Consider the following 1358-nt stretch of genomic DNA (forward strand, 5'->3'; position numbering starts at 1 on the left):
AAATTCAATGGATCAAAAATAGTTCCACGCCTGCGGAACTTTTGTTTGGTCGGGGCATTTAGTGTTTTCGTGAAGTCACGATCTCAAGCGTCACTGGAGTTCCTACATGTCATTGTCTACGCGGATCGCGCCGCACCTGCCGTACCTCCGGAGGTTCTCCCGGGCGGTCACAGGGTCGCAGACGTCTGGCGACGCTGATGTCGCGGCCACGCTGGAAGCGTTGATCGCCGATATCTCGCTTTTCCCGGAAGCAACGAGCGATCGGATCGCACTGTACAAGCTCTTCTCTGCGCTCTTCACTTCGTCGGCCGTCGATATCCCCGAACCCATGTCGAATTTTGCCTGGGAACAGCGCGCTGCGCGTAACCTCGCGAACCTCGCGCCGCGCCCCCGCCAGGCCTTCCTGCTGGTCGCCGTCGAAGGCTTCACTCACGCCCAGGCTGCCGAAGTGCTCGACACCAGCGACGCCGAGTTTGCCAAGCTGCTCGACGAAGCCGCGCACGACATTTCCCGCCAGGTTGCCACCGAAATCATGATCATCGAGGACGAACCTCTGATCGCGATGGACATTGAGCAGATGGTGGAAAGCCTTGGCCACAAGGTGGTCAGCATCGCACGTACCCACACCGAGGCGGTCAACCTCTTCAACCAGACCCAGCCGCGCATGATCCTAGCCGATATCCAGCTGGCCGATGGTAGCTCAGGCATCGACGCTGTGAACGATATTCTCAATACCCATTCGGTGCCGGTGATCTTCATCACCGCCTTCCCCGAACGCCTGCTTACCGGCGAGCGGCCAGAGCCAACGTTCCTCGTGACCAAGCCGTTCAATCCGGATATGGTGAAGGCGTTGATCAGTCAGGCGCTGTTCTTCGAAGATGGATCTCGCGCTGCTGCGTAAGCCTCCGTCCCATGCAAAACTCAAAAGCCGGCTACGCCGGCTTTTTTGTTGCCTTCAGGAACTTGCCCAATCGGCCCGCGTTTATTTGGCAAGACAACCTCATGGAGGCACCCATGCTTTACTACGCTCTCGTTTTTCTTGTCATCGCTCTCATCGCCGGCGTTCTTGGCTTTGGCGGCATAGCCGGTGCATCTGCGGGTATCGCCCAGATTCTGTTCTTCCTGTTCCTGGCGTTCCTGGTCATTTCGCTGGTTATCGGCCTTTTCCGCCGCACATAAAAACTTCTGAATTCCAATGAAAAACGGCGGCCCATCGGCCGCCGTTTTTCATTGCCCCGGAAGCAAAGTGCTGGTCTTTCCGGTCCAGTGATAGACGAGCAGCCCTACCCACTCCTTGATGGCAACCGTCGTGACATTGAGGTTCTGCACGGGATTGGCAATGTCGAGCCCAAAACCCT

General features: G+C 57.4%; 2 protein-coding genes. Both read left to right on the top strand.

Going from position 1 to position 1358, the window contains the following annotated elements:
- Positions 1-106 precede the first annotated feature (106 nt).
- Positions 107-901: a response regulator gene (locus J0I64_RS15460; RefSeq protein WP_291409831.1), complete on the top strand. Its 795-nt coding sequence runs from the start codon at positions 107-109 to the stop codon at positions 899-901.
- A 113-nt stretch (positions 902-1014) separates the two neighbouring features.
- On the top strand, positions 1015-1179 hold the full coding sequence (locus J0I64_RS15465) for a DUF1328 domain-containing protein (RefSeq protein WP_046142315.1): 165 nt from the start codon (positions 1015-1017) through the stop codon (positions 1177-1179).
- Positions 1180-1358 lie beyond the last annotated feature (179 nt).

Origin of the sequence: Devosia sp. (genome assembly GCF_017307565.1) — a bacterium.
Lineage (GTDB): Bacteria > Pseudomonadota > Alphaproteobacteria > Rhizobiales > Devosiaceae > Devosia.

Bases quoted from the DNA above. Each gene is read 5' to 3' on its own strand.
- J0I64_RS15460 (WP_291409831.1), top strand. From the start codon at position 107: ATGTCATTGTCTACGCGGATCGCGCCGCACCTGCCGTACCTCCGGAGG.
- J0I64_RS15465 (WP_046142315.1), top strand. From the start codon at position 1,015: ATGCTTTACTACGCTCTCGTTTTTCTTGTCATCGCTCTCATCGCCGGC.